This window comes from Brevundimonas sp., assembly GCF_051858995.1.
Lineage (GTDB): Bacteria > Pseudomonadota > Alphaproteobacteria > Caulobacterales > Caulobacteraceae > Brevundimonas.
The window spans coordinates 378,752-397,945 of the sequence record NZ_JBHYGN010000008.1 but is presented as its reverse complement, the minus strand read 5'-3'; the positions used below and the strand labels follow the sequence as shown (position 1 = coordinate 397,945).

The window sequence follows — 19,194 nt, the reverse complement described above, 5'->3', positions numbered from 1 at the left end:
AGGGCCTGGATGGTCTCCCGGTCGCTGATCCGCCCCGCCCACGGCCCCTCGGCCATCACCGCGCGCATGGTCCGGTAGTGCAGCGTGTCCCAGGCCAGCGGCATCTGCGCCGCGATCACCCCGCCGGGCGCCAGCAGCCCCGTCAGCCGCCGCAGCAGCGCCTCATGGTCCGGCAGCCACTGCAGCGACGCATTGGCGAAGATCAGGTCCAGCGGCTGCTCCGGGGCCCAGGCGGCCAGATCGGCCCGCACCCAGTCCACATCCGCCCCCAGCGCCTTCGCCTGCTCCAGCATGGCGGCGCTGGAATCCAGCCCGGTCACCGACGCCTCCGGATGCCGCCGCTTCAGCAGGGCCGCATGCTGCCCCGCCCCGCAACCCAGATCGACGATCGTCCGCGGCTCCAGGTCTCCCGGCAGCCGCAACAACAGATCCAGCGCCGCCCGATCCCGCTCGGCCTCGAACCGGCTGTACTGTTGGGGATCCCAGAGGGGCTGCGCGGGCACTGGTGCGTTGCTCATGCGGCCAGCATACCCGGGCGCGCCCGGAGGAAAAGCAAGTGGCGAGTGGCTAGCGAAGCGAAATCAGCCCCCCTCACCGTCACCCTCGGGCTTGACCCGAGGGCCGCACGTCGTGCGCCTGTGCGCATCCGGCGGCACCCGGCTGGCTGATCCTCTGATCCTCGGGTCAAGCCCGAGGATGACGGTATTGAAGACGGGGGGTTGCGGTGGCCCACTCGCCCCTCGCCACGAACCGCCACTCGCCAGCGGCGCCGGCGGTTTCATCTGATTGTCAGGGGGAAACCGCGTGGAAGGGCGATGGTACAGCCTCTCAGGTTTGAACTGAGGACCTCCGGCTCCACAAACCGGCGCTCTAACCAACTGAGCTAAGGCTGCACAAATCCGCGCGAGCGGCGTCTTTAGCCGCGTCGCTTTTGGGGATCAAGGGCGAAGAGAGGGATTAGGGACCAGGGATTAGGGATTAGATGCGATTGCGCGGCCGAAACCGCCTGCGAACGGCCCCCGCCGCCCCCTAATCCCCCGAAGCGGCGCCGCCGCCCCTACCAGCCCCGGCTGGCGATATACTGCTCCAGCGCCGTGATCCGGGTCGTGTCCGACGGGTGGGTCGAGGCGAATTCGGGGGTCGAGCCCTGGCGCTGCTGCTGCATCAGCCGCCACAGGGCGATGGATTCGGCCGGGCGGTATCCGGCGCGCTGCATATAGTCGACGCCCAGACGGTCGGCCTCCAGTTCGTCCCGGCGCGAGAAGGGCAGCAGCACGCCCAGCTGGGCGCCCAGGCCGCCGATGGCCCCCGCGGCCTGTCCATAGTCCCCGGCCGCGCCCTGCACCCCGCTCAGCACCAGTCCGGTCGCCGTGCTGGTCGAATAGCGCTCGGCGGCGTGGCGGGCGACGACGTGGCCGACCTCGTGGCCCAGCACGGCGGCCAGCTGGTCGTCATTGCGCACCAGGGCAAGCAGGCTGGTGGTCACCCCGATCTTGCCCGACGGCAGGACGAAGGCGTTCGGCGCGTCGCTGACGAACAGGGCGTATTCCCAGCGCCGGTCGGTCAGGCCCGCCGCGGTGACGATCTTGCCGCCGACATTACGGATCCGGTTCAGGGCGGCGGCGTCGGTCGACTGGCGCTGCGTCCGCAGGGTCTCGGCCCAGGCCGCGTCCGCCTGCTGGGTCAGGGCGCCGTCATCGACGATCAAAAACTGGTTGCGCCCCAGGGTGTCGTTATAGGCGCAGGCCGACAGGGCGGCGCCCGCGGTCAGCAGGCCGGCGAGGATGACGCGTTTCATCGGGGGCTCTCCTTGGAAGCTTGGCCGGAATGAACGTCATCCCCGGCGAAAGGCTCCGGGGCAAGTGAGGAGTGAGTAGCAGGCGGGGGCGAGTGGATCGCAGTTTGGGCGCCTGTCATCCCGGACGGCGCGACATCGGCGGGTCGGAACGCGTCGGACATTTCCATCCCCGCTCCCGGGAGTCGCGTAGCGGCTATCCGGGAGACAGCCTGCCGCGGAACACATCTCCCGGCTCATCGCTCCGTGATGTCCGGGAGGGACGTGAAGCCTGACCTCGCGTCCTGGGTCGTCGCTATCGCGCCGCCCGGGATGACAGGCGCCAGTCCCCGACTAGCCACTCGCCACACGCCACTCCCCTCCCTCGCCGCCCAAACGAAAACGCCCCGCAGTTTCCTGCGGGGCGTTCCGTTTGGTTCACGACGTCCAGCCTTAGTCGGCGGGCGGGACGAAGCGGGTCGAGAAGGTGACCCGGGCGCCTTGCGCCGCGCCATCGACGGTCCGCGGGGACAGTCGGGCCCGACGGGCGGCCGCCAGAGCGGCTTGGCCGAAGCCGGCGCCGGCGGGGTCTTCGGACACGATATTACAGTCCGAAACGCTCCCGTTGGCGTTGGCCAGGCAGTTCAGCGTCACCCGACCCGACTCGATACCACGCGAAGACGCGCGTTCCGGGAAGTCAGGTTGCGGAGCCCGCGACCACGACGGCTGGGTGATCACCGAGGGCCGCGGCGGGGCCGGCACGGGGGCCGGGCGCGGGGGATCCGGGGTGACAACCGGCGGCGCGGTGTTCTCGATGCGATCTTCCGCCTTGGTCGGAATGATCGGCGTCGGCGGAACCGGCACATTGGTCGGCACCGTCGCCGGGACGCGCACCTGCAGCTTGGGCGGCGGGGGCTCGTTGGTCGGCGGCGGGGGCGGCGGCGGCGGGGGCGGCGGCTCGGGCAACGGCTCGATCAGCTCAACCTCGACGCTTTCGTCCGAGTAGCGGACCTCCTTCAATATGAACTGCATATTGATGAGGTAGACGGTCAGCAGGCCGAAGAGGACCAGGACGAACCCGATGCTGGCCAAAAGGACCGGCAGGGGAACCCCCATGAAGCCCTTCTTCTTCGGGGCGTCGTAGCGACTGCGGTGATATTCAAACGTCTCTGTCATGCTTCACCGCTCCCTACTGCAACGACTGGTCTTCACCGACCAGAGCCACGGAATAGAAGCCGTGATCCTGGAGGGAGTTCATGACCTGCATGAAGTCGCCGTAACGGGTCATCTGGTCGCCACGGATGAAGATACGCTCATCCGAAGGCGGCCGGTCACCGATCAGCCCAGCCAGTTCGGCGCCGACCGAGGCGATATCCACCTCATTGTCGCCGACGTAGGCGCGGCCGTTGTCCTGAATGGACACGTAGAACGGCTTGGGCGGGTTCGGCGCGGGTTTCGCGACCGCGGCTGGCAGTTTCACCTCCACCGACACAGTGGCGAGCGGAGCCGCCACCATGAAGATGATGAGCAGAACCAGCATGATATCAACGAAAGGCGTGACGTTGATGTCAGAGTTCTGCTCGATGGCCCACTTGCCACCGCCGCCGCCGGAAAGTTTGGCGGCCATGCGGGTTACGCTCCCTTGTCGAGCTGACGCGAGATCGCGTTGATCAGTTCAGCGTTGAAGCCGTCCGAACGGGTGCCGTAGGCGGCGATGCGGGTGTTGAAGTAGTTGTAGAAGATAACCGCCGGGATAGCGGCGAACAGACCGATGCCGGTGGCCAGCAGGGCTTCAGCGATACCCGGGGCGACGACGGCCAGGTTGGTCGTGTTGGTGTTCGCGATACCGATGAACGAGTTCATGATGCCGTACACGGTGCCGAACAGACCGACGAACGGACCGGTCGAACCGACCGACGCCATGAACTGTTGGCCGCCCGAGAGGCGCTTGGCCAGACCGGCCTGAACCGCCGAGACGGCTTGTTGGGCGCGAAGCAGAGCCGAGTCCGAGTGCTCGCCGGTCACCGACAGGCCCGCTTGGCGCGACAGTTCGATTTCGTCGGTGGCCGCGGCGGCCATGTCGGCCAGCGGGTTGCCTTCGAACTCGTCCGAGGTCGCGACCTTGCGCATGTCAGCGATGGTGCGGGTTTGGCGGAACGCTTCCAGGAAGCGGTCGGTGGCGCGGTTCAGCGAAGCGAACTCGAACAGTTTGATCAGCAGCAGGGTCCACGAGAAGATCGAGGACAGCACCAGGCCGATCATGACGACCTTAACGATCAGACCGGCGTCCATGAACATGGTCGCGATGGTCAGCTTGTGACCGCCTTCAGCGGCCGGCTCTTCGGTGGTGGCGGCGGCGTCAGCGGCCGGGGTGGCTTCAGCAGCCGGAGCCGGAGTGGCGGCGGCGGCGTCGGCGGGGGTGGCCGTCGCGGCGGCGGGAGCGGCCGGAGCGGCTTCCTGCGCGAGGACCGGCGAACCAGCCATCAGGACGGCAGCGCCGGCCATGGCCAGAAGAATGTTGGTCTTTTTCATATCGAGCATAGTTCGCCAGTTCCTGCTTTGGTGTCTGACTCGTGGAACCCAGGGAGCTGACCGTTTTGGCGGAAAGCTCCCGATTGAAAATCTCGCCCGCGACCCAGGGATTCACAGAACCCCGATCCGCGGAACGCCTCCTGAACGCTTCCGGTTGCCATAGGGCTCCCGGGGCGGTGTCGGCAGGCTTTGGGAAACCGTTTTCCCAACCCCTCCCGGCCGCTCGCAAAGGAAAGCGGTCAAGCTCCTTTGGCGAACGCATACCAGAGCGTCAAGTGCGCAACGCCGCTTTTCCCCTCGGGGGAGAGCACGCGCGTTCGTCACAGAAGTTTCAGGTTGAAAGCGTCAATTTCGTGATGGTTGAGAAGAATCTCCAACCCTTTGTGAGGGTGTGCGGAGCATCTTTTTGGAAGATTGCACCCTGAATGGGCATTTCGTTCCAAACCATCCAAAGCAGTCCAAAATCCAGACCCGTTAATCTGTCTTAACGGGGTCGATCCGACCCTTCATACGGGAAATTCCGCATACGCCATGGTTCACGTGGCGGCATCCGCCGTGCGCGCGAAGCCATTCGCGAGAGCAAACAGAAAGGTCTGGATTGAGAGGGGAGCAGCATCTCCGAAGGAGATGGCGCCATTGGTTCGAACTAGGTTCGAACCAAACCTTTTTGAGGGGGCGGGCCTATCTCCGAAGGAGATGGTGCCCGGGGGCGGATTCGAACCACCGACACGCGGATTTTCAATCCGCTGCTCTACCAACTGAGCTACCCGGGCCAACGCTTATGCAGCGAGGAGCGGGGTCTATAGTCGAGCCGCTTTCGGGTGGCAAGCGCCTCTGTCAGTCTTCTTTGAAACCACCGTTCGCGCCGTCGTCCGTCGGCTCGTCGTCGCGCACCGGAATGGCGTAGCCGCCGGTGAACCAGCGCTGCAGATCCACGTCCGCGCAGCGCTTGGAGCAGAAGGGTTTGTACTTCGCCTCCGCCGGAGCGCGATTGCAGATCGGGCAGGTCGCCATGGTCACTCGGTCTCGATTCCAAAATCGCTGGTCGCCAGCGTGTCATCGGTCTTCAGATGGGCTCTCGGCCCCAGCTGCGCCACCAGCGGCCCCGCTCGCGCAGCCAGATCCGGCGCGCAGCGCAGCGTCACCCGCGCCCGCGTCGTGTCTTCCAGCAGCGCGCTTCTCAGCCGCCGCACCGCCGCCTGCGCCGCCTGTTCGGGACGAAGGATGCGCCGTCGGGCGTTGACGTACAGAATTTCCTCCAGCGGCGAACGACCCCAGGGCATCGACAGCATCAGCACGCCGAACCGGTTCACCGGCCCGAACACCGTCGCCGGATCGTCGCCGAACGCGCCTTGCGCCGCCGTCATCACCGCCTTGCCGTCGTGCTGGGCGCCGATCAGGTCGATCGCCACCAGCCCGCCCCAGCGATTCAGCCGGATCAGCCGCGCCGCCGCCTTCAGGGCCAGCCGATTCGTCTCGTCCCGGGGCCGCGACCGGCTCATGTCATGGGCGTTCAGGTCGACATCGACCGTGATCATCGCCCGCGTCCGTTCGACGTGGACCAGCCCGCCCGACAGGGTCGCGGGGCCTTGCGCCTCCTCCACCGCCGCATCGCAGGCGTCGATGGCGGCGCGGCCGGTCACCGGCTCCACGCCCGGCGCCAGCCTTTCCAGCGTCTGGATCAGCGTCGGCGCGGGGGTAAGCAGGCGTGGCTCCCCCTCCCCGGCTCCCAGCCAACGCGCGACAGGCGCCTTGGCCTCGCGCCGCTCCGCCGAGATCTCGACCTCGACCTTGCTCCCCTGCGGCGCGGAGATTCCGCCTTTCAGCGGCATGAAGGCGTCCAGCCCTCCGCCCAGGTCGATGAAGGCGCCTTTCAGTCCGGGCGCCGATTGTCGCACCCGGGCCACCGAGCGCGCGCCGAGCCGAATCTGCGGGGCGTCCTCGGCTCTCTCTATAAATATGTGTTCGGCGCGGCCGTCCCGTTCGACCACCGCCCTCAACTCCCCGGGCGTGTCGTCCAGGAAGACCTCGATCGTCACGGCCGGTATCCCGCACCGGTCAGCAGGTTCACGCTTTCATACAGCGGCAGCCCCATCACGGCCGGATAGCTGCCGACCAGTCGGGTCACGAAGGCCCCGGCCCGGCCCTGGATGCCGTAGCCCCCGGCCTTGCCCTTCCATTCGCCCGAGGCGACGTAGGCGTTGATCTCGGCGTCGGACAGGACCTTGAAGGTCACCCGCGTCTCGACCACCCGATGCGTCAGCTTCCCGCCCGCGACCACGGCCACGCCCGTATAGACGCGGTGACCGCGCCCCGAGAGCAGCTTCAGGAATCGAATGCACTCCGCCTCGTCGGCGGCCTTCTCCAGGAAACGACGGCCCACGGACACCACGGTGTCGGCGGCCAGCACCACGGCGTCGGGCGCGCGCTCGGCCACCACCTGCGCCTTGCCCATGGCCAGACGCGCGGCCAGACGCGGCGGCGTCTCGCCTTTCAGCGGGGTCTCGTCGATATCGGCGGGTTCGATTCGGTCGGGCTTGATCCCGACCAGCGCCAGCAGTTCCACGCGGCGCGGGCTGGCCGAAGCCAGCACAAGCTCAGGACGCGACAACGCGCGCGTCCCTTACTTGAAGCGGTAGGTGATACGGCCCTTGGTCAGGTCGTAGGGGGTCATTTCGACCAGCACCTTGTCGCCGGCCAGCACGCGGATGCGGTTCTTGCGCATCTTGCCCGCGGTGTGGGCGATGATTTCGTGGTCGTTCTCGAGCGTCACGCGGAACGTCGCGTTCGGCAGCAGTTCGCTGACGACGCCGGGAAACTCGAGCAGTTCTTCCTTAGCCATGCGGCCTCTCACGCCCGTTGGATACGAGTAAACGACGCGCGCCGGGCGGCAGCGCACGCCGAAGGAGCGGCCATATGCCTGAAAAAGGCGGGATAGTCGAGCCGCCCGCTTCGCGGGCTGCGGAGGGAGTAGGGCTTAGGAATTAGGAATTGGTCGAGGTGCGCGGCCCCCAATTCCTAATTCCTAAGCCCTACTCCCTCGCCGCTTCACCGCCGATACAACGCCGTCACCAGCGTGAACAGCCGCCGCGCCGTCTCGTGATCGACGGCGATCTTGCCGTCCAGCCGGGCCTTCAGCAGCTCGGCGCCTTCGTTGTGCAGGCCGCGGCGGCCCATATCGATCGCCTCGATCTTCGACACATCAGTCCCGCGCAGCACTTCGTAATAGCTGTCGCAGATGTCGATATAGTCCTTGATCACCTTGGTCAGCGGGGACATCGACAGGCCGTGGGCCTTGGCGAACTGCGGGCCGGTGATGTCGAACACCAGCCGCCCGTCCTGCGTCGACAGCTTCAGCGCATAGGGACCGCCCTCGGCGCCCGCGGGCGCGAAACTGTTCTTCTCGACCAGATCGAACACCGCCACCCGGCGCTCATGCTCGATCTCGGCCGAGGCCGCCGGCAGGGAGGCCGCGTCCAGCGCGATGGAGGACAGTCGATGCTCGCTCACCGCGTCCCAGCCTCGGCCAGAGCCGCTTCCAGCGACCCTTCCAGATGAGTCGGGGCCATCTTCGCGGGCCAGCGTTCCGACAGGTCGGTCAGCACCGCGTCTAGGCATTCGACATCGACCCTCAGGTCGCCGCCGCCCGCGAACATCATGATGATCCGCCCGCCCGGCGCCTCGCCCGGCTCGAAATGCATGGCCAGCAGCTCCAGCGCATTGTCCGGCCCGCGCGGCAGGCGGCGGCTCTTCACCGCGATCACGTCGCCGAACTGCATCGCCGCCATAACCCGCGTCCCGCCGCATTCCCAGCAGAACCGGCTCAACGTCACCGTCAGCAGGCGCGCGCCGCGCTCCCAGACGATGTCCACCGGCCGCATGATCGCGTCCTGCAGAGCCACCGATATAATGCTCAGATCATGATCGTCCTCGGCCAGCAGGCGCAGCGGCTCCATCGGCGACTTGATCGCCTTGTCCTCCACCGCGCCCTCGGCCTCAGTGCTCATGCGTTTCGCCCGTGATCCGTCGGATGTTCGCGCCACAGGCGCCCAGCTTCTCTTCCAAACGCTCGAAACCGCGATCCAGATGATAGACGCGGCCGACCGTCGTTTCACCCTGGGCGACAAGTCCGGCGATGACCAGAGAAACCGAGGCCCGCAGGTCGGTCGCCATCACCGGCGCGCCGTGCAGCACCTCGACTCCCTTCACCACCGCCTCGCCCGCGTGGACGTGGATGTCGGCGCCCAGTCGCGCCAGCTCCGGCGCGTGCATGAAGCGGTTCTCGAAGATGGTCTCGCGGATGGTGCTTTCGCCCTCCGCCGTCGTCATCAGCGTCATGAACTGCGCCTGCAGGTCGGTCGCGAAGCCCGGATAGACCTCGGTCTCCAGATTGACCGCGCGCAGACGCTGCTTCGGATCGCGCTTCACGATCACCCCGTCCTCGGTCGGGGTGATCTCGACGCCCGCGGCGACCATCTTGTCGGTCAGGGCGGTCATCAGCTCGGCGCGCGCCTTGGTCAGGCGCACCTCGCCCCCGGCCATGGCGGCGGCCACGGCGTAGGAGCCCATCTCGATCCGGTCGGGAATCACCGACCACTCGGCCCCGCCCAGCGAGGTCACGCCGGTGATGGTCAGGACGTCGGTGTCGATGCCCTCGATCTTGGCGCCCATGGCGGTCAGGCAGCGGGCCAGGTCGCCGATCTCCGGCTCCCGCGCGGCCTTGCGCAGCACCGTCGTCCCGTCCGCCATCACGGCGGCCAGCAGGGCGTGCTCGGTCGCGCCCACCGAGACGAATGGAAACTCGATCTCGGCGCCCTTCAGGCCCTTGGGCGCGCGGGCGGTGACATAGCCCTCGTCCAGCTCGATCTCGGCGCCCAGCGTCGTCAGCGCCTGCAGGTGCAGATCCACCGGACGCGCGCCGATGGTGCAGCCGCCCGGCAGCGAGACCTTGGCCTCGCCGGTGCGCGCCAGCAGCGGCCCCAGCACATTGAACGACGCCCGCATCTGGCGGACCAGATCATAGGGGGCGAAGGTCGAGCTGATCGTCGCGCCGTGGAACAGGGTCTCCTGCCCGTTGGCGCCGTCGCGCTCGGTCACCTCGACGCCCAGCGCCTGCAGCAGCTTGCCCAGGAACTTCGTATCCGCGAGGCGCGGCATGTTGGTCAGCAGCAGCGGCTGATCCGTCAGGATCGAGGCGGCCATCAGCTTGAGGGCGGAATTCTTGGCGCCGCTCACGGGGATGATCCCGTTCAGCTGGGCGCCGCCGGTGACGACGATGCTGTCCATGTAAACTCTTGAAGGCCCAGGCGGGGGCACGGGCGGTCGACTATCTAGCGCGGTCCGCCGGTCCTGTGAAAGACCGGGCGAAGCGGTGAAGCGATGAACTTCAGTTGCTTTGTCTTGCGGGCTTCGTCGCCACCTTGCGGCGACGCAGGTTGTCGCGCAGCGCCCTGGCCAGACGCAGGGCCTTTTCGGCCTTGGCCCGCTCGGCGTCCGACCCGGCGGCGACAGGTGTAGCCACCTCGGTCGCGGGCGCCGGCTTCACTGTCGCAGCTGCGGTCAGCGGAACCTCCGGCGCGGCGGCGGCTTCGGTCGCGGGGATCACGGGCTTGTCCATGACTCGGATCAGAGCCCGCCCCGCGCCCCGGCGCAAGGCCCAGACACCGTTAACGCGGCGGCTTGTCCACGGTCTAGGCGCAAGCCGGCGAGAGAGGGAGAGAGAGACTTCCGGGATCGCGTTACCGCGACCCTGTGTGGACTCGCTCAGGTTTTGCTGCCGCCATCGCCCATCAGGCACGCCGACATAATTTCAAACCGAACGACCATAGCATTTACTCCTTCTGCGCCTGATGTAGCCCACCCTGACCAGATGGCAAGGTTGTGGCCGGGGCGGGCGGCGTTCTTTTCCACCAGACCAGAACGCCTTGAGATGGCAAAACGTAGTCTTCAATACGCAAATATTTGGTTTCTGGATTAATCGCCGATACGTCAGCTTCGATACCGACCCGGTGAACAGATCGCGCGTAGACAAGACGCCGACCGGCTACTCCGCGGTCATCGATCGTCATTTCCAAGCCGTCACCGGGATACAGCATCTCCAGAAGTTCGCTGTCCTCCGCTTCCTTGGCCATTGCGTACTCCGCCTCCACTGAAATTTCGTGGCCGGGGCCAATTTGTATTTCTGGAAGGACAAAAGGGACTTCAGTCGTGGTGTCATCCTTGAGCGCTTTCTGGAAACCCGCCCGCGCCTGACTGAGATCGAGCGCGATCTCCTTCCCTTCGCGGAATACCTTGAACGACTGCACCTGGTTGAAGGTCTTCAATGCCGGATGGATAGGATTGGGCAGAGTGATCTTCAGCTCCAAAGGCAGGATCTGCTTGGTGATGTTCGTCAGCTTGTAGGAGAGCCGCACGACCATCTCGACACAGTCGCTTTGGGTCTGCGGTGTCGCGGCGAAGGTGGCGTCCTTCAGGCGATACTCGATGCGATATTGTCTGCGGACGAACTGGGCATCAAGAATCACCCGCTGGACCTCATCAATCAGGCCCTTGGGTAAATCCTTCCTCAGCACACCGAGAAAGACGTTCTGTATGATGTTGTCGATGCGTCCTTCCCAGGTTTTCTCCGACTTGTTGGAAAGATGCAGTTCAAACACGAGCCAAAGAACGGCTGACACGATGAAGGCGAAGCCAATCTCGTGAAGCAGCGTATGCGCGGGTTCGGCTTTGACGACGAACTCGGACAGCAACAGCAGCAACAGCGCGACAACCACCAACCCGGTGACCCGAACGATCAGGTTCCAACCCATGTAGCCCCCCTGAGATTGATTCCCGAATTACGAGTGCGCACCGACAACCTAGAATTTGACAACCAGCGTTCTCAATAGAAAAGTGCATTTCGCGACATTCGCCTCTTCCATCCGCCAGAAGGGTTGGCTATAGGGCCGCTTCCTCGGAAAGAGGCCGCCGTAGCTCAGTGGTAGAGCGCATCCTTGGTAAGGCTGAGGTCGTGGGTTCGATTCCCCCCGGCGGCACCATTCTGAAGTCAAAGGCCCGATCCTCCCGGATCGGGCCTTTTGCTTTTCCGGCCGTACTCTCCGCTATCGTCATCCCGACGAAGGCCGGACTCAGCGGCGTTGCGATGGCGGCGAAACCCGCTCTCAAAGACACAGGCAGCGTTGCTCCCGACGGGTTCCCGCGCCCAGGATGACGATAGCCACAGGGCGCCCTGCGACACCTAGACCGCGACTCCTTCGCAAGTCCGTGCTACGCCACCGCCCATGCTCCGGCGCGCGCAACTCCTGATGAACAAGCTGGGCCTTCTGGCCGCGCTGCTGTTCGCCATGGGCGCCGTCTGGCCCGCCGCCGCGGCTGTGGCCTGCGTCGAGCCGGTGGAGGCGTCCGCCCAGGACCTTCAGGCCGAAGCCGCCTCTCCCCTCGCCCCGCCGTGTGAAGACCCGGCCTGTGAGCATTGCGTCGGCGCCTGCGGCCATGGCTGCTGCCACGCCCCGCATGTGGCCTCGCCCCATACCTCGGCTCCGGCCCTGCCGCAGGGTTCCGCGTCCCATGACGCCCTGAGCTGGGCCTCCTCCCCCGGCGCGCCGCTACAGGCCGCCTACGGTCTCGAACGCCCACCACGGGTCTGATCCCGCGCGGCTGACCACCGCGCGCCTCCCCGCATCCTGATCAGATCCCCGGCCCGCGCCGGTCGCGCCCTCTCGTGAGCGCGGCCACGGGCCCATCCCGAGACATCCATGACCACCCGCAACCACTGGCTGATGACCGGCGCCGCCGTCATCGTCGCCCTCGGCCTCGGCTTCGGCGCCGCCCGGCTGCTGGATCCGCCTCCCGCCGCTGACGCCCACGGCGAAGACGGCCACGCCGAAGAGGAAGCCGCGCCCGAGGGCTTCGTCGCCCTGACCGAACAGGAGGCCGCCGCCGCCGGGGTCAGTCTGACCGCCGTCACCCGCGGCGGCGGCGGCGAATACCGCCTGCCCGGCCGCGTCGCCGTCGCACCGGGGGCCGAGGCCCGCGTCGACGCCCCGCTGGCCGGGGTAGTGACCGCCGTCCATGTCGGCCCGGGCTCCATGGTCCGGCGCGGCGCGGCCCTCGCCACCCTGCGCAGTCCCGAAGGCGCCTCCGCCCGCGCCGATGCCGACGCCGCCTCCGCCGAGGCGGAGGCGGCCCGCGCCGCCGCCGAACGCGACCGCGCCCTGTTCCAGCGCGGCTTCATGCCCCGCGCCCGGCTGGACGTCAGCGACGCCGCCGCCCGCAGCGCCGACGCCCGCCTGCGCGCCGCCCGCGCCCGCGTCGCCGCCTGGGGCAATCCCGGCGCCGACGGCGTCGTGGTCATCCGCAGCCCCGCCGACGGCGTGGTCACCCGGCTGATCGCCGCCCCCGGCGTCACCCTGCATGAAGAGGCGCTGCAGGTGGCCGAGGTCGCCGACGCCCGCCGCACCGAACTGGTCTTCGACGCCCCGCCCGCCGCCGCCCGCCTGCTGACCATCGGCACGCGCATCCGGGTCGAGATCGCCGACGACGGTGTCCAAGAGGCCGTGGTCATCGCCGTCGCCCCCGCCGCTGACGGCGGTGTGGCCGTGGTCCGCGCCGCCCCCTCCGGAGCCGCGCCCGCCGCCGGGACCGTCCTGTCCGCACGCCTGCCCTTCGGCGGCGGTGGCGGCCTGACCGTCCCGACCGACGCCATCCAGACGGTCGAGGGCGTCCCCTCGGTCTTCGTACGCGAGGCCGCCGGCTTCCGCGCCCGGGCCGTGACCACCGGGGCCACCGCCGGGGGCCGCACCGAAATCCTTTCGGGCCTGACCGGGTCCGAGCGCATCGCGGGGGTCGGCGCCTTCGTGCTCAAGGCTGAACTGGCCAAGGGCGAGGCGGAGCACGGACACTGACCATGCTGAACCGCATCATCGACGCCGCGGTCCGCTACCGCTGGCTGATCATCGTCCTGGCCGTCCTGTGGGCCGCCGTTGGCGTGCGCGAGCTCGTCCGCCTGCCCATCGACGCCGTCCCGGACATCACCAACCGACAGGTCCAGATCACCACCGTCGCCCCGGCCCTGGGGCCCGAGGAGGTAGAGCGGCAGGTCACCTTCCCGCTCGAGACCGCCCTCAGCGGCCTGCCCGGCCTGGTCGAGACCCGCTCCCTGTCGCGCCACGGCTTCTCCCAGATCACCGCCGTCTTCACCGACGACACCAGCATCTGGTTCGCCCGCAATCTCGTGAACGAGCGGATGCAGGACGCCCGCGCCGACCTGCCCGATGGGCTCACGCCCTCCATGGGGCCGGTCGTCACCGGTCTGGGCGAGGTCTACATCTGGACCGTCGAGATGAAGGGTCCCGCCGCCACCGAAGGCGTCCCCTATCTGACGCCCGAGGGCGAACGCCTGACCACCGACGCCGAGAAGGCCACCTATCTCCGCACCGTTCAGGACTGGATCATCGCGCCCCAGCTGCGCGGCGTGGACGGGGTCGCGGGCATCGATGTGCTCGGCGGCTATGTGAAGGAGTACGCCGTCCATCCCGATCCGGCCAAGCTGGCCGCCTACGGCGTCGGCATGGTCCAGCTGGTTCAGGCGCTGGAGCACGCCAACCGCATCGCGGGGGCGGGCTACGTCAACAAGGCGGGCGAGGCCTGGATCGTCCGCGCCGACGCCCGTGTCCGCACCCTGCAGGAGCTGGCGGCCACCCCGATCCTGAACCGCAACGGTCAGGTCATCCGCGTCTCGGACGTGGCCGTGGTCGAGACCGGCCGCGCGCCTCGCCTCGGCTCCGCCAGCAGCGACGGCCACGAGACCGTCGTCGGCACTGCCCTGATGCTGCAGGGCGAGAACTCGCGCGAAGTGGCTCAACGCGTTGGGGAAAAGCTGGAGGCCATTCAGGCCAGCCTGCCCCCCGGCGTCATGGTCCGCCCGGTTCTGGACCGCACCGCTCTGGTCGAGGCCACCATCAGCACGGTCGAGCACAACCTGGCCCTCGGCGCGGCTCTGGTCATCGCTGTCCTGTTCTTTGCCCTCGGCAATGTCCGGGCGGCGGTGATCACGGCGCTGGTGATTCCGCTGGCCTTCCTGTTCGCGGCCACGGCGATGAACCGCTTCGGCATCAGCGCCAACCTGCTCAGCCTCGGCGCGCTGGACTTCGGCCTGATCGTCGACGGCGCCGTGGTGGTGGTCGAGAACACCCTGCGCCGCCTGTCGCTCAAGCGTCAGGAGACGGCCCAGCCGCTGACGGTCGCCCAGCGCCTGTCGGTGGCCGCCGACGCCGCCCGCGAGATGGCCCGGCCCGCCGCCTTCGGTCAGGCCATCATCCTGCTGGTCTACGCCCCCCTGCTGATGTTCGAGGGCGTGGAGGGCAAGATGTTCGGCCCCATGGCCGCCACCGTCATGCTGGCGCTGCTGGGGGCCTTCATCCTGAGCTTCACCTTCGTCCCGGCCCTGACCGCCCTGTGGGTGCGCGAACCCAAGGCCGGGCATGAGGACGGCGAGACCCGGATCAGCCGCGCGGTCCGCGACCGCTACGCCCCCCTGCTGGACAGGGCGCTGGCCCGGCCCCCGCTGGTCATCGGCGGCGCGGTCGGGGCGCTGGCGGCGGGCGCCCTCGCCTTCGCGACGCTGGGGAGCGAGTTCGTGCCCCAGTTGGATGAGGGCGACATCCTGGTGCAGGCCCTGCGGGTCCCCTCGACCTCGCTGGAGCAGTCGCAGGCCATGCAGTTCCGGGTCGAGAACACCCTGAAGGCCATGCCCGAGGTCGAGCGGGTCTTCACCCGCACCGGCACCGCCGAGGTGGCGTCCGACCCCATGCCGCCGTCCATCTCGGACACCTTCGTCATGCTCAAGGACCGCAAGGACTGGCCCGACCCGTCCCTGCCCAAGGCCCAACTGGTCGAGCGGATGGAGGAGGCCCTCAGCCACCTGCCGGGCAATGCCTATGAGTTCACCCAGCCGATCCAGATGCGGTTCAACGAGTTGATCGCCGGGGTCCGCTCGGACGTGGCGGTCAAGGTCTATGGCGACGACTTCGAGGCCATGACCCGCACCGCCGAACAGGTCGCCGGGGTCCTGCGGGGCATCGACGGGGCGGCGGACGTGCGGGTCGAGCAGGTCTCGGGCCAGCCGACCCTGACCGCCCGCGTGGACCGCACCATAGCGGCGGCGCAGGGCATCCACGCCTCCGACGCCGCCGACGCCCTGGCCATCGCCCTGGCCGGTCAGACGGCGGGCCATGTGCTGGAGGGCGACCGCCGCTTCGACGTCGTGGTCCGCCTCGACGACGCCCTGAGGAACGACCCCGGCATCATGGGCCAGTTGCCGGTCATGCCGGAGGAGTCCGAGCCGGGGGCCCCGACCGTGCCCCTGTCCGCCGTCGCCCGCTTCGACGCGGGGGAAGGCCCCAACCAGATCAGCCGCGAGAACGGCAAGCGCCGCATCGTGGTGCAGGCCAATGTCCGCGGCCGCGATCTGGGCGGTTTCGTCGCCGAGGCCCGGCGCGAGATGGCCTCGGTCCAGCCCCCCGTCGGCGGCTGGCTCGACTGGGGCGGCCAGTTCGAGAACCTCGAACGCGCCTCGACCCGGCTGGCCCTGATCGTGCCTCTGGTCTTCCTGACCATCGGCGGCCTGCTGTTCCTGGCCCTGAGGTCGCTCCGGGACGCGGCCCTGGTCTTCGCCGGCGTGCCCCTGGCCCTCGTCGGCGGGGCGCTGGCCCTGGCGGCCCGGGGCATGCCCCTGTCGATCTCGGCGGCGGTGGGCTTCATCGCCGTGTCGGGGGTCGCGACCCTGAACGGGCTGGTCCTGATGCAGGCCATCCAGCAGCGGCTGGCCGAGGGCGAGCCCCCGCTGGAGGCCGCCCTGAACGGCGCTGTCAGCCGCCTGCGGGCGGTGCTGACCACGGCCCTGGTGGCGGTGCTGGGCTTCATCCCCATGGCCTTCGCCTGGGGGCCGGGAGCCGAGGTCCAGAAGCCGCTGGCCACGGTGGTCATCGGCGGCCTGACCTCGGCCACCCTGCTGACCCTGCTGGTCCTGCCGGTGCTGGCCTCTCTGGGCCGAAAGAGAGCCTAGATAGAGAAAGGGCCCGGTCTTTCGACCGGGCCCTGATCTGTCAGAACAGGCTGTCGGCGGCGCCGGGCGGGAAGCCGCCGGGCCGGGCCGAGCGCCGCTCGTGCTCCAGCGGCGCCTCGGGGTCGTAGCGGCCCGAGAAGGCGTAGCCGCCGTCGTTGAAGTAGGGCGACCGGCCATAGCCGTACGCCGGATAGCCGTAGCCATAACGGCCATTCTCGGTCCGGCGGTAGCTGAGCGCCACCGTGCCGGTCTCGCCCACCGGCATGACCACGGACATGCCGTAGTCGCGGTAGCCGCCGGTGCCGATCCCGGCGGTGAACTCGCCATGGACCTTGCGCTCCTCCGGCTCGGCGGCGGTGGAGGCGAAGGGGCGGGCTTCCGGGTCGCGCTGGGCGATCCAGCGGTCGATCTGCTGGTCGGTGCTCAGGCCATGCGGCTGGGCCGCCTGGTGGGCCGCGCCCTCGGCGGTGGGCGCCACGGGGCGGTTGACGGCGGTGAGGTCGACATTGGTCGCCGGCGCGGTCGTGACGACGCCGTCGGGATCACTCCCGACCAGAGCCGCCGCCATCAGCAATGCCGAAATCATCATGCGCTCACTCCCTGTACTGATCGTAACCCTAACCCTGATTGCGGCCAAGGTCAGGCGTTTCCGTCTCCGCGATGCAAGGGGTCGCGAAGCGGCTGTCCCTCGGGGACGAACTCGAGCGCCACCGAGTTGATGCAGTAGCGCAGGCCGGTGGGCGGCGGGCCGTCGGGGAAGACGTGGCCCTGGTGGCCGCCGCAGCGAGCGCAGACCGTCTCGGTGCGCACCATGCCGTAGCTGGTGTCGGTGATGGCGCGGACATGGGTCTCGTCCACCGGCTGGGTGAAGCTGGGCCAGCCGGTGCCGCTCTCGAACTTGGTGGTGGCCCGGAACAGGGGCAGGCCGCACTCGCGGCAGCAGAAGACCCCCGCCCGCTTCTCGCCCAGCAGGACGCCGCAGAACGGCGCCTCGGTGCCGTGGGACAGCAGGACCCGGGCCTCCTCGGCCGTCAGGTCCGCCTCCAGCCGCTCGCGCTCGGCCTCGTTGGGCGGCGTCAGGTCATATCCGGTGGGGGAGCGATGGGTGTCGGTCATGGCGGAAAGATAGGAAGAGGGGCTCCAAAGAGTAAGGGCCGGACAGTCTCCCGTCCGGCCCTCTGTACGCTTACTCAATCCGTGGCGATCAGCCGCCGAACAGGGTGTTCACCCAGGTCTGAACAGCGGCCTGGTCAGCGGGGTCGCCCGTGTACATCAGGCCGGCGGCCGGGGTGTAGGGCTGGTTGTTCGGGCGCGGACGCGCGGTCCAGGCCTTGTGACCGTAGCTGAGCTCCGAGTAGTTCGACGGCAGACGGATCGCGGTCGGCTCGATGAAGATGGTGTCGGTCGCCGTGGTCGTGCCCGCGATGCGGACGTTTGGCAGCTGGGACACCAGGTCCAGGGTGTCGAGGCAGCCGCCCGAGCAGCCGGCGTCGACCAGGACGATGACCGGGCCCTGCACCGGGTTGGCGGCGCCGGTGTCGGCGGCGGCGGCGCGGCCTTCGAGGGTGAAGGTCGGCTGGCCGGCGGCGATGGCGGCGTCGAAGGCGGCGACGATGGCGGCGGTCTGTTCGATGACGGCCGGAGCTTCATGGACGAAGCGCGGGTCGGCCTGCATCAGGGCCAGGGTCTCGGCGTACCAGGTGCGGTTGCCCTGGGTGGCGCGGTAGGTGATGGCGCCGGCCGAAGGCTGACGGCTGGCGGTGAACTCCGGCGTCCAGATGCGGTTGGCGAGGCCGTAGCCGCGCGCGGTCGAGGTGTAGGCCGAGGCGCCCGAGGCGGCGCGCAGGTCGAGCACGAAGCCTTGCGGACCGCGCAGGGCGGCGGCCTGAGCTTCGACGGCGCTGTTGAAGGCGTCCCAGCCCGCCGAGTCGGCGAACGAGTGGACGTTGACCCACGGACGGCCGTTCACGGTCTCGATGGACAGCGGGGTGGCCGAGGGGCGGTAGACGGTGGCGCGGTAGGCGGCTTCCAGATCACCGGCTTCCAGCGGCACCGGACGCAGCTCGATGGCGCGCTCGCGGCGGGTTCCGGTCTTGAACTCGCAGACCGACGGCACGCCGTTCACGAACGGGTTGTTGCGGTTCCAGGTCAGATAGGGCGCCGAGGTGACGCGACCGGCCTCGGTGTTGAGGTTGCCTTCCCACAGGTCGAGCTTGGCGCGGGCGAACTCGTCGATCGGGGTGGCGTTGCACGACACCACGGTGTCGCCGACGCGCGGCAGCTGACCGCGCAGGCCCGGCTTGACGTAGGTGACGACGTATTTGCCGTCGCGCCAGCCGGTGGCGAAGCCGGCCCACGAGGTGCCGAAATACGGGCCGAAGCCTTCATAGGTCGGGCTGATCGAGATGTTCGAGTCGCGGAAGCCCGCCGCGTAGTAGCGCATCAGATAGGCGTGCGAGTCGCCCGAGTTGACGCGGCTGACGCGGCCCATGGCGTCCTGCAGGCCGGTGTCGAGCCAGGCGCGGAAGTCGGTGCTGGGCTGGCCGGGGATGGCCGGCGCCGGGTGGTTGGCGGCCAGTTCATCGTGCGCCTTCTGCAGGTCCTCGCGGGCGAGGGCCCGGAAATCCTGGGCGACGGCCGAGCCGGCGCCGACAGCGAAAACCAGTGCGGCGGCGGCCGCGGCGGTGAGGAAACGGGACATCAAGTCAGGCTCCAGAGCCGATAGTGAACAGGTCGTGGGCGCCGTTTAACCCCATAGGCGACGGGCTTGCCAACCCTCTACCCCGTTCGAGTGAACGCCCCCGCCCCGATTGTTCACCCCGGA

At 68.5% G+C, this 19,194-nt stretch carries 19 protein-coding genes, 3 tRNA genes and 1 pseudogene; 4 read left to right on the top strand and 19 right to left on the bottom strand.

The features are described from left to right. Positions 1–89: 89 nt before the first annotated feature. The 16 genes and pseudogenes from ACTIEF_RS09505 to ACTIEF_RS09430 all read right to left on the bottom strand — a co-directional run. A pseudogene (locus ACTIEF_RS09505) lies at positions 90–518 on the bottom strand (methyltransferase domain-containing protein); the annotation flags it as partial. A gap of 298 nt (positions 519–816) precedes the next feature. Continuing rightward, positions 817–893, bottom strand: a tRNA-His gene (locus ACTIEF_RS09500). Between the two features lie 164 nt (positions 894–1,057). Beyond that, the gene (locus ACTIEF_RS09495; RefSeq protein ID WP_439471887.1) at positions 1,058–1,798 is read right to left on the bottom strand and encodes a M48 family metallopeptidase; all 741 of its coding nucleotides are present in this window, start codon (positions 1,796–1,798) and stop codon (positions 1,058–1,060) included. A 429-nt stretch (positions 1,799–2,227) separates the two neighbouring features. Further along, a complete protein-coding gene (locus ACTIEF_RS09490) occupies positions 2,228–2,950 on the bottom strand; it encodes a TonB family protein (RefSeq protein WP_439471886.1) in 723 nt (240 codons plus the stop codon). Between the two features lie 13 nt (positions 2,951–2,963). Next, complete coding sequence (locus tag ACTIEF_RS09485; protein ID WP_439471885.1) at positions 2,964–3,401, bottom strand: ExbD/TolR family protein; 438 nt, start codon at positions 3,399–3,401, stop codon at positions 2,964–2,966. 5 nt (positions 3,402–3,406) lie between these two features. Next, the gene (locus tag ACTIEF_RS09480; protein WP_439471884.1) at positions 3,407–4,315 is read right to left on the bottom strand and encodes a MotA/TolQ/ExbB proton channel family protein; all 909 of its coding nucleotides are present in this window, start codon (positions 4,313–4,315) and stop codon (positions 3,407–3,409) included. A gap of 688 nt (positions 4,316–5,003) precedes the next feature. After that, a tRNA-Phe gene (locus ACTIEF_RS09475) sits at positions 5,004–5,079 on the bottom strand. Positions 5,080–5,143: 64 nt separating this feature from the next. Then, positions 5,144–5,320, bottom strand: a complete 177-nt coding sequence (locus ACTIEF_RS09470; protein WP_439471913.1) for a DNA gyrase inhibitor YacG — start codon at positions 5,318–5,320, stop codon at positions 5,144–5,146. A 2-nt stretch (positions 5,321–5,322) separates the two neighbouring features. Then, the gene (locus ACTIEF_RS09465) at positions 5,323–6,345 is read right to left on the bottom strand and encodes a ribonuclease E/G (RefSeq protein ID WP_439471883.1); all 1,023 of its coding nucleotides are present in this window, start codon (positions 6,343–6,345) and stop codon (positions 5,323–5,325) included. After that, complete coding sequence (locus tag ACTIEF_RS09460) at positions 6,342–6,917, bottom strand: Maf family protein (RefSeq protein ID WP_439471882.1); 576 nt, start codon at positions 6,915–6,917, stop codon at positions 6,342–6,344. Before ACTIEF_RS09460 ends, ACTIEF_RS09465 begins: the two co-directional genes overlap by 4 nt. A 12-nt stretch (positions 6,918–6,929) precedes the next feature. Beyond that, positions 6,930–7,148, bottom strand: a complete 219-nt coding sequence (gene infA / locus ACTIEF_RS09455) for a translation initiation factor IF-1 (protein ID WP_003164348.1) — start codon at positions 7,146–7,148, stop codon at positions 6,930–6,932. A 206-nt stretch (positions 7,149–7,354) separates the two neighbouring features. Beyond that, positions 7,355–7,816, bottom strand: coding sequence for a UPF0262 family protein (locus ACTIEF_RS09450; protein ID WP_439471881.1), 462 nt, complete (start codon positions 7,814–7,816; stop codon positions 7,355–7,357). Beyond that, positions 7,813–8,313: a DUF2948 family protein gene (locus tag ACTIEF_RS09445; protein WP_439471880.1), complete on the bottom strand. Its 501-nt coding sequence runs from the start codon at positions 8,311–8,313 to the stop codon at positions 7,813–7,815. The genes ACTIEF_RS09450 and ACTIEF_RS09445 overlap by 4 nt, the downstream gene beginning before the upstream one ends. Next, entirely contained in the window at positions 8,303–9,592 is a 1,290-nt protein-coding gene (murA, locus tag ACTIEF_RS09440; protein ID WP_439471879.1) for a UDP-N-acetylglucosamine 1-carboxyvinyltransferase, read from the bottom strand. Before murA ends, ACTIEF_RS09445 begins: the two co-directional genes overlap by 11 nt. A gap of 100 nt (positions 9,593–9,692) precedes the next feature. Beyond that, on the bottom strand, positions 9,693–9,923 hold the full coding sequence (locus ACTIEF_RS09435) for a hypothetical protein (protein ID WP_439471878.1): 231 nt from the start codon (positions 9,921–9,923) through the stop codon (positions 9,693–9,695). Positions 9,924–10,137: 214 nt separating this feature from the next. Next, positions 10,138–11,115, bottom strand: a complete 978-nt coding sequence (locus ACTIEF_RS09430) for a hypothetical protein (RefSeq protein ID WP_439471877.1) — start codon at positions 11,113–11,115, stop codon at positions 10,138–10,140. Positions 11,116–11,268: 153 nt separating this feature from the next. On the opposite strand from ACTIEF_RS09430, the gene ACTIEF_RS09425 reads away from it, so the two are divergent. The 4 genes from ACTIEF_RS09425 (at position 11,269) to ACTIEF_RS09410 (ending at position 16,370) form a co-directional block, all read left to right on the top strand. Further along, a tRNA-Thr gene (locus tag ACTIEF_RS09425) sits at positions 11,269–11,343 on the top strand. Positions 11,344–11,586: 243 nt separating this feature from the next. Then, positions 11,587–11,952, top strand: coding sequence for a hypothetical protein (locus tag ACTIEF_RS09420; protein ID WP_439471876.1), 366 nt, complete (start codon positions 11,587–11,589; stop codon positions 11,950–11,952). 108 nt (positions 11,953–12,060) lie between these two features. Then, on the top strand, positions 12,061–13,209 hold the full coding sequence (locus ACTIEF_RS09415) for an efflux RND transporter periplasmic adaptor subunit (RefSeq protein ID WP_439471875.1): 1,149 nt from the start codon (positions 12,061–12,063) through the stop codon (positions 13,207–13,209). 2 nt (positions 13,210–13,211) lie between these two features. Continuing rightward, positions 13,212–16,370 (top strand): efflux RND transporter permease subunit, encoded by a 3,159-nt coding sequence (locus tag ACTIEF_RS09410; protein WP_439471874.1) that lies wholly within the window; start codon positions 13,212–13,214, stop codon positions 16,368–16,370. Between the two features lie 40 nt (positions 16,371–16,410). Here the strand turns inward: ACTIEF_RS09410 and ACTIEF_RS09405 are convergent, their stop codons facing one another. The 3 genes from ACTIEF_RS09405 to ACTIEF_RS09395 form a co-directional block, all read right to left on the bottom strand. Beyond that, positions 16,411–16,959 carry a hypothetical protein gene (locus ACTIEF_RS09405; RefSeq protein WP_439471873.1) on the bottom strand — a complete coding sequence of 183 codons (549 nt, stop codon included), beginning with the start codon at positions 16,957–16,959 and terminating at the stop codon, positions 16,411–16,413. Positions 16,960–17,009: 50 nt separating this feature from the next. Continuing rightward, positions 17,010–17,486, bottom strand: a complete 477-nt coding sequence (msrB, locus tag ACTIEF_RS09400; RefSeq protein WP_439471872.1) for a peptide-methionine (R)-S-oxide reductase MsrB — start codon at positions 17,484–17,486, stop codon at positions 17,010–17,012. Between the two features lie 88 nt (positions 17,487–17,574). After that, entirely contained in the window at positions 17,575–19,071 is a 1,497-nt protein-coding gene (locus ACTIEF_RS09395; protein WP_439471871.1) for a hypothetical protein, read from the bottom strand. Between the last annotated feature and the right edge of the window lie 123 nt (positions 19,072–19,194).